This is a genomic window from Saccharomonospora iraqiensis subsp. iraqiensis (assembly GCF_000430445.1).
GTDB lineage: Bacteria > Actinomycetota > Actinomycetes > Mycobacteriales > Pseudonocardiaceae > Saccharomonospora > Saccharomonospora iraqiensis.
The window spans coordinates 37,579-45,478 of sequence record NZ_KE387062.1; the positions used below are offsets into that span (position 1 = coordinate 37,579).

Annotated in this window: 8 protein-coding genes and 1 tRNA gene; 2 read left to right on the forward strand and 7 right to left on the reverse strand. The window is 70.5% G+C overall.

Annotated elements, in window-relative coordinates:
* Positions 1-319, forward strand: a 319-nt coding sequence (locus ACTIR_RS27410) for a response regulator transcription factor (protein WP_233345831.1), incomplete at its 5' end; no start/stop codon positions are given.
* Positions 320-325: 6 nt separating this feature from the next.
* Here the strand turns inward: ACTIR_RS27410 and ACTIR_RS0105300 are convergent.
* The 5 genes from ACTIR_RS0105300 to ACTIR_RS0105320 form a co-directional block, all read right to left on the reverse strand.
* Entirely contained in the window at positions 326-871 is a 546-nt protein-coding gene (locus ACTIR_RS0105300) for a class IV adenylate cyclase (RefSeq protein ID WP_026453490.1), read from the reverse strand.
* A gap of 46 nt (positions 872-917) precedes the next feature.
* Entirely contained in the window at positions 918-1,724 is an 807-nt protein-coding gene (locus tag ACTIR_RS0105305) for a formate/nitrite transporter family protein (protein ID WP_026453491.1), read from the reverse strand.
* Between the two features lie 190 nt (positions 1,725-1,914).
* Positions 1,915-1,999 (reverse strand) — tRNA-Ser (locus tag ACTIR_RS0105310).
* A gap of 21 nt (positions 2,000-2,020) precedes the next feature.
* A complete protein-coding gene (locus ACTIR_RS0105315; RefSeq protein ID WP_026453492.1) occupies positions 2,021-2,497 on the reverse strand; it encodes a MarR family winged helix-turn-helix transcriptional regulator in 477 nt (158 codons plus the stop codon).
* 770 nt (positions 2,498-3,267) lie between these two features.
* On the reverse strand, positions 3,268-4,794 hold the full coding sequence (locus ACTIR_RS0105320) for a M28 family peptidase (protein ID WP_026453493.1): 1,527 nt from the start codon (positions 4,792-4,794) through the stop codon (positions 3,268-3,270).
* Between the two features lie 120 nt (positions 4,795-4,914).
* On the opposite strand from ACTIR_RS0105320, the gene ACTIR_RS0105325 reads away from it, so the two are divergent.
* Positions 4,915-5,889, forward strand: a complete 975-nt coding sequence (locus ACTIR_RS0105325; RefSeq protein WP_026453494.1) for an NAD(P)H-quinone oxidoreductase — start codon at positions 4,915-4,917, stop codon at positions 5,887-5,889.
* 111 nt (positions 5,890-6,000) lie between these two features.
* Here the strand turns inward: ACTIR_RS0105325 and ACTIR_RS0105330 are convergent, their stop codons facing one another.
* Both ACTIR_RS0105330 and ACTIR_RS21880 read right to left on the reverse strand, forming a co-directional pair.
* Positions 6,001-6,879, reverse strand: coding sequence for an IS5 family transposase (locus ACTIR_RS0105330; RefSeq protein WP_154663670.1), 879 nt, complete (start codon positions 6,877-6,879; stop codon positions 6,001-6,003).
* Between the two features lie 50 nt (positions 6,880-6,929).
* Positions 6,930-7,900: aminotransferase class V-fold PLP-dependent enzyme (locus tag ACTIR_RS21880; RefSeq protein ID WP_034238512.1), on the reverse strand; the 971-nt coding region annotated here is incomplete at its 5' end.

A 7,900-nucleotide genomic window follows, 5' to 3' on the forward strand; every position in this document is an offset into this window, starting at 1 on the left:
GGACGCCCGAGCGGGCGCGGTCCCCGACCCCCACCCGCCGGGCTCTCCGGACGCACCGGGCACGGCGGAGGCCCCCGCCGGACACCCCGGGCCTCCGGGACAGCAGCCTCCCGAGCTGCTCCAGCCGCTCACCGCCCGGGAGCGTGACGTGCTGGGCCACCTGGAGGAGTTGCTCACCACCGCCGAGATCGCCGAGCGCATGTTCGTCTCGGTGAACACGGTGCGCACGCACATCCGGGGCATCCTGCGCAAACTCGACGTCAACCGGCGCAACGCCGCCGTGCGCAAGGCGCGCGAACTGGGCCTGTTGGACGACTGACCGGGCTCACCCGGCACCGGGCCCGTCACCTCCGGACAGGTCGCCGCGGAGCAGATCACTGTAGGAGCGGGCTTCCAGATCGGTGTCGGCGACCCCGAGCAGACGCAGGTACTCGGCGCACTGCGTGTGCAGATGTGCGGCACCGAGGTCCCCGTCGTAGTCGACGGCCTCCACCTCCACGAAGGGTCCGAGCCCCTCGACCTCGTCGACGTGGAACTTGACGTTGTCGATCCAGAGGATGTGCCTGCGCTTACGCACCACCACGTCCCGGGTGAGCGCGGCGTCGAGCAGCTCGTCGAGCCCGCGCTCGGCCGCCAGCGGATGCATGCGCACCTCGGACTCGGTGGGCGTGTCGCCGTCCGGCCGCAGGTAGTGGATCAGGTTGTTCTCGATCGTCCCCCGTCGCCGTTTCAACCGGCCGTGCGGGACGCGGTAGTACACGTCCTCCTGCGCGTCGACGCCCTGCGACCGCGCTCCGAGCTCGGACAGACGGCTCAGCACACGGTCGGCGTCCGGACAGCGGGCCTTGAACTCGACGTTGCGGTGTGTCACCGCCCCATCATCGACCTCGCGCGGGAGGCGTGGGGCGGCCAGGCGGCTACTCGGGTGGGGGCTGGCTGAGCCGGTGTTTGAGCGGGCGAACCTGGATGAGGCGGAGCCCGGTCACCATCCCGATTCCGCCGACCATGTTGCCGAGCGCGGCCCACCCGAGCTGGATCACCCAGTCGAGGTAATTGAACGTGGCCAGCGGCGTGTGCAGCGCGGCGAACATGAGCAACGAGTCGAGCACCGAGTGGAACAGCTGCGTCCCCGAGATCAGGAAGCCCACGGCGATCGCCGCGATGATCCGGCCGAACTCGGAATCGGCTCCCAGCTGCATCCAGGTCATCAACGTGATCGCGGATCCGGCCACAACGGCGAGGCAGAACGACGACAGGGTCACCCCGAGCTCGGCGAAATGGTTGCCGGACCGGGCGGCGGTCCGGTGCAGCACGGGAAACGCCTGGATGATCAGCCAGGTGATCACCCATCCCCCGAGCAGGTTCATCACCAGGGTGATCCCCCAGAGGCGCAGCAGAGCCCCCAGGGTCGCGAGCCGGGTGGCGACCGCGGTCACCGGGACGAGGAAGTTCTCGGTGAACAACTCGCTCTGCCCGAGGAGCAGGGCGAGGAAACCGATGCTGAAGGCCAGGCCCGCCAGCAGATGACTGCCGGTGACGTGCAGGGTGTACAGCAGCGCCAGCACCCCGGTGCCGACCTCGAGACCGCCCATCAGACCCGTGGCGAGCACGGTGTGCCAGGGACGCGAGAGCCGGTGATACCCGCTGGCGAGGGTCTGGCTGAAGGTCCGCTCCAGCGGGGTTCGCGGCGGGGGCTCGTCCGGCGGTTGTCGTTGTCGGCTCATTCGCCGTGCTTTACCCAGCGGAGCCGCGGTCCGGGGCGAAACCACGTTGTGCTGACCGCCGTGGGGCGTACCCGATCGTGTCGACGGTCAATGCCGGGGTGCCGTCACCGACCGGGGACCGAGGTGACCGGGGCGCCGGGATTCGGGGGTGAGATGACCGCCGCGGCTCGTTCGCCCCCGGTCACAGCGGCGGAAGCGGGGGGATTCGAACCCCCGGACCCTCTCGGGTCGCTCGCTTTCAAGGCGAGTGCAATCGGCCGCTCTGCCACGCTTCCCGTGCGGGTCAGGGTAGCGCCTCACTCGTCGGGCTCCGACAGGTGTGTCAGCACCCGGGAGAAGGCTCCGGCCAGCACCGTCTGTTCCTCGGGCGTGAGCAGGTCGACGAAGTGCTCCCGCACCCCCGACACGTGCGTGGCCGCGGAGCGGGCGAGCACCGCGAACCCGGCGTCGGTCAGCTCGGCGGTGACCCCCCTGCGGTCACCGGGCGACCGTCCGCGGCGGACGTAACCGGCCTCCTCCAGGCGGGCGATCTGGTGGGAGAGTCTGCTCTTCGTGGACCCCAGCATCGTGGCGAGTTCGCTCATCCGCATCCGCCGGTCGTCGGCGTCGGACAGGCAGGACAGCACCTCGTAGTCGATCAGGGACAGCTCGTGCCGGTCGGCGAGTTCCCGGTGCAGGCGCTGCCGCAGCATCAACGTGGAGACGATGTAGTTCCGCCAGGCCGACATCTCGCCGTCGGACAGCCAGCGCACCTCACGCGGATCCCGATCCATGGACACGCACGGTAGACGGTCCGCCACGGCCCCCGGCCGCCACGACGAAAATCCGTACCGACCCCGCCGGAGGGTGACAAAAATGGTTGCCGGACTACTCCGGAAGGAGCAACCTGGAGGTAGCGGACGGGTTCACCGGGAGACGACGAGTCGTCGAGGGAACCGTCGGTCCCGTGGCCCGCCGGGAAAGGTCAGGTGGTGCCGTGACGGATGACTGGTCGCGGTCGACCGCGTCACTGTGTGCGACGCGCAACTGTGTACGACACAGTGTCCCACGGACACAGTGGGCCGTGTGGTCCCACGGACACAGTGGGCCGTGTGGTCCCACGGACACAGTGGGCCGTGTGGTCCTACGGACACAGTGGGCCGTGTGGTCCTACGGACACAGTGGGCGCTGTGATCCCACGGCCGGGGTGGCCGGAACCGGTCCGGTCGTGATGCCAAGAGGGCAGCGCTTCCCGGGTGTTGGCATGCATCCCGCACCCACGGCGCCGGTCGAGACCGATCTCGGTGCGGTTCTGTCGTGACGCACCACGGTGTCAGGCGTCGGCCCGGACACCGGTCGACCGCACCCCGAACACGCGACACGGAAGTCGCGACGCAGAACGGAACAACCTCGGAAAGATCCTGGGTGCGCCGGGCGCACCCAGGATCGTCGTGTGCGGGCCGGACGTCACGTCGGTCGGTCCCCGCGGGGAGACGGTGCGGTACGGCCGGGCGGGCGTGTGCCGCGCCGCCCGGCCGTACCGGTCAGGGTGTGCGCCCCGGGATCAGGACAGGTCGGCCCCGTCCGTGGCCTGGGTCGTCATGACCCGCTGGCTCGCGCGCTGCTCGGCCAGCTTCTTCTGGTCCTTCGGCGCCTGCGGTGCGACGCCGTTGACCTCTTCGGTGCTCAGCGCGTACTTCCCGGTCACGTACGCCATCGCGTCGCCGTTGCGGTCGAGCGCGGTGCGGTCGACGTTGCCCAGGTGGTCGCACTCGGTGTGGTAGCACGGGTCGTACGACTCACCGGCCGTGCCGCCCCACTTGGCGACCTGCTCCTCGGTCTTTTCGACCTCGGCACCGGTGAACAGCCCGCCCGCGGGGATGCCGTGGGCGATGAACTCACCGTAGTCCGACCGGCCGGTGAAGTCGCTGCCCTCGGTCGGCACGCCGACCGTGTTCTCCAGGTAGTCCACGAAGGACGCCTCGATCTGCGCCGAGCCGTACGGGCCGGGGCCCGCACCCTCGCCGTCCGAGTCGTCGCCGTCGTAGACGAAGTACCCGGCGTTCGGCGAGCCGATCATGTCGAAGTTCAGGTACATCGCGATGTCGAGCTCCTGCTCGAAGCTCAGCGAGTTCACGTAGTGGGTGGAGCCGACGAGGCCGAACTCCTCGGCACCCCACCAGGCGAACCGCACCGCGTTGTTCACCCGGGCGTTGCCGCCGAGCGCGAGGGCGGTCTCCAGCAGCGCGGCCGAGCCGGTGCCGTTGTCGTTGATCCCCGCACCCGCGGTGGCGCTGTCGAGGTGGGCGCCGGCCATCACGACGTTGTCCTTGCGGCCGGTCTGCGTCTCCGCGATGACGTTGTAGGTGGTGCGCTCCTCCATCAGCGCACGCAGCTCCAGCGTCGCATCGGTGCCGGAGAGCTCGGTCAGCGCCTCACCGTCGGCCTGCGTGAGGCCGCCGATCGGGATGACACCGGCGTCCGGGTCACCGAGGGTGCCGTTGACCATGCCCGGCTCGTTGTTGTACACGAGCGCGCCCACGGCCCCGGCCTCGGCGGCCGACTGGCCCTTCTGCGCGAACGTGCAGGCGCCGCGCTGGATCAGCGCGATCTTGCCGGTGACGTCGCCGAAGTCGGAGGCCTCGCAGCCGGGCGTGGCGTCCGGCTCGATCGCCGCCAGCGGCGCCGTGATCCCGCCCTCCGGGGTGGACGGGCTGTAGCTCATGATCGTGGTCTCGTAGTCGGTCCCGTCCACCGTGAACTTCTCGGCGAGCGTCTCGCTGTAGGTGAACGGGAACTCCTGCCGGGTCACGTCGAAGCCGGCCTGCTCCAGCTTGCCCGCCATGTACTCGGCCGAGCGCTGGTAGCCCTCGGTGCTGGCGGCCCGGTTGCCGCCGCTGATCTCGGCGATGCGCTGCATCGCGATCAGGTGCCGGTTCGACTTGTCGCCGTCCACCTGCTTGGCCAGCCGCTTCGGCAGATTCGGGTTGGCCTGCGGCTCGGCGGTCGCCGTCGCAGTGCCGGTGAGCGCGAGACCCACACACGCGGCGAGCGCCACGGCCGGTCTCAACCTGCTCCGCATAGATGACATTCGCAATACCCCTTCGTGGTTACGATGCGCGGTCACTTTGTTGCCTGTTCGCCCGAAAATCAAGCTCCGTTCGTAGGAACGTGTCGGCCGATGTCCCGTCCGGTGGCCTAGAGTCGCGGTATGCGCGCGATCATGCTCCGGGAACCGGGTGAGCCCGGGAACCTCGAATGGACCGAAGCCGCCGACCCCACCGCGGGACCCGGCGAGGTCGTCGTCGACGTCGCCGCGAGTGCCGTGAACCGGGCCGACCTGCTGCAACGGCAGGGGCACTACCCCCCGCCCAAGGGGGCGAGCGAGATCCTCGGCCTGGAGTGCTCCGGCACGATCGCCGAACTCGGTCCCGATGTCACCGGCTGGCAGGTGGGCGACCAGGTGTGCGCGCTGCTGTCCGGGGGCGGATACGCGCAGAAGGTCGCGGTGCCCGCGGGGCAGCTGCTGCCCGTCCCGCCGGAGACCGACCTGGTCGCTGCGGCGGCGTTGCCCGAGGTCGCCTGCACCGTGTGGTCGAACGTCGTCTCGCACGCGGGACTGGCCGAGGGTGAGGTGCTGCTCGTCCACGGCGGTGCGGGCGGTGTCGGCACGCACGCCATCCAGGTCGGCAAGGCGCTCGGCGCCACCGTCGCGGTCACCGTCGGATCGGACCAGCGGGCCGACCGCTGCCGCCAGCTGGGCGCCGACCTCGCGATCAACTACCGCGAACGGGACTTCGTCGAGGTGCTGCGGGCCGAGACCGGCGGCGCGGACGTCGTTCTCGACAACATGGGCGCGAAGTACCTGGCGGCCAACGTCGACGCCCTCCGCACCGGCGGCAGGCTCGTGGTGATCGGGATGCAGGGCGGCACGAAGGCCGAGCTGAACCTCGGCAAGCTCCTGGTGAAGCGGGCGAGCATCGCCGGCACCACCCTGCGCGGGAGGCCGCCGGAGGAGAAGGCCCGCATCGTCGCCGACGTCCGCGAGCACCTGTGGCCGATGCTGGAGCTGGGCACCGTGCGCCCGGTGATCGACCAGGTCGTCCCGATGCCCGACGCCGCCGAGGCCCACCGTGCCCTCGAAGCGGGCGGAGTCTTCGGCAAGGTGCTGCTCACCGTCCGCTGACCCGCACCGGTGGGCACCGGGCGTTGTGCCGTGAAGGACTCCTTCGCTGCATCGGACGCAGTGAAGGAGTCCTTCACGGCACACTCCACCGCTGTGGCCTAGGGCGTGTCCTTAAAGCCAGAGGGTGAGGGTGGCGAGGTCGATCATTGCTCGGTAGGACAGGGCGGTTTTGTCGTAGCGGGTGGCGATGGCGCGGAACTGTTTGAGGCGTTGGAAGCAGCGTTCGACGGTGTTGCGGCGGCGGTAGGTGGCCCGGTCGAAGGCTGGGGGTCGGCCGCCGGTACGGCCTCGGCGCCGACGGTTGGTCTGCTGGTCCTGTCGTTCGGGAATCGTCGCGGGGATGTGTCGACGGCGCAGAGAGGCGCGGATGGCGCGGGAGCTGTAACCCTTGTCCGCGATCACCCGCGTGGGTCGGGTGCGGGGCCGGCCCGGACCGCGACGACCGAACCGGACACCCGCCATGACCTGGTCGAACATCGTGCAGTCGTTGACGTTACCGCCGGTGAGTACGACGGAGACCGGCCTGCCATGGCCGTCGCAGGCTAGGTGGATCTTGGTGGTGGGTCCGCCTCGGGAGCGCCCGATAGCATGATCACTGGCTCGGTCTGCCCGCCGCAGAACCCGCTCGCCCCCTGTGTGGGCCGCGCGCATGCGGCGGGCGCCCGCCGCATGCTGATGAGCACGCACGATCGAGGAATCGACCGACACTTCCCGATCCAGCTCGTCCACGGCCTCGGCGATCACCCGCACCCGGCTCACCAGCGTGGCCAGTGTGCCGTTGCGCGACCAGCGCCAGAACCGGTTGTACACCGTCTTCCACGGCCCGTAACGCTGCGGCAGGTCCCGCCACGCGATGCCGGTCCGGCACTTGTAGAGCATCCCGTTGATCACCTGCCGGTCATCCACCCGCGGACGCCCCCTGACCCCCGACACCGGCAGCAACGGCTCCACCACCGCCCACTGCTCATCCGTCAACTCATGCCTACGCACCACAAACCAAGATCAAACCAGACCACCAACACACCCTTTAAGGACAGGCCCTAGGGGAGGGTCTCCAGGGCGTGGATCAGGGCGGTGATCTCGGTGGGGGTGGTGTAGTGCGCCAGGCCGACGCGGAGGGCGCCACCGACCTCGCCCACGCCGAGCGAGGCGAACACACCGTCGGCGCCCTGCTCGGCGAACACGCACACGTCGTGCTCGGCGAGGTGCCGGGCGACCTCGGTCGCCGTCCGGTCGGCCACGGTGAACGCCAGCGCCGGGATCCGCCGCGTCGCGTCACCGAGCACCATGATCCGCCGCATCGCCCGCAGCTCGGTGGACAGCTGCGCCAGCAGCCCCGCGTGGTACGACTTCGCCGAGCCCAGCGAGGTCAGCAACCGTTCCCGGCGCGACCCGGCGGCGGCGTCGTCGAGCCCGGCCAGGTGCTCGACCGAGGTGACGAGCCCGGCGAGCTGCGGGATCGGGTGCGGCCCGAGCTCCAGTCGTCGCGGTCCGGACGCGGCCGGGTCGAGCGCCACCGAGGGCACCCGTTCGAGGGTTTCCGCGTCCCGGAACACCAGCGCGGACAGCTCGGGGCCGCCCCACGCACGCGCGGACACCGCGAGCACGTCCGCCCCGAGCCGGTCCAAATCCAGCGGCACGAACGGCGCGGCGTGGGTGGCGTCGACGACGGACAGCACCCCCGCCCGCCGGGCGATCCCGACGACCGTGTCGACGTCGGGGCGGGTGCCGACCGCCCCGGAGGCCGCGGTGACCGCGACCGCCTTCGTCCGGGGCCCGATCAGTTCCTCGTACTGCCAGGCGGGCAGCTCGCACGTCTCGATGTCGATCTCGCCCCACCGCACGTCCGCGCCCGCACGTCGCGCGGCACGCAGCCAGGGGGCCAGGGTGTCCTGCTCGTCCAGCCGCGAGAGGACGACGTCGTCGCCGAGCGTCCAGGTGCCGGCCAGCGCGTCCGCGAGCCGCGTCAGCAGCACGGCCGTGTTCGGGCCGAGCACCACCGTCTCCGGGC

Coding starts and splice junctions, on each gene's coding strand:
- ACTIR_RS0105315 (WP_026453492.1), bottom strand. CDS start 2,497: ATGGATCGGGATCCGCGTGAGGTGCGCTGGCTGTCCGACGGCGAGATG.
- ACTIR_RS0105320 (WP_026453493.1), bottom strand. CDS start 4,794: ATGTCATCTATGCGGAGCAGGTTGAGACCGGCCGTGGCGCTCGCCGCG.
- ACTIR_RS0105325 (WP_026453494.1), top strand. CDS start 4,915: ATGCGCGCGATCATGCTCCGGGAACCGGGTGAGCCCGGGAACCTCGAA.
- ACTIR_RS0105305 (WP_026453491.1), bottom strand. CDS start 1,724: ATGAGCCGACAACGACAACCGCCGGACGAGCCCCCGCCGCGAACCCCG.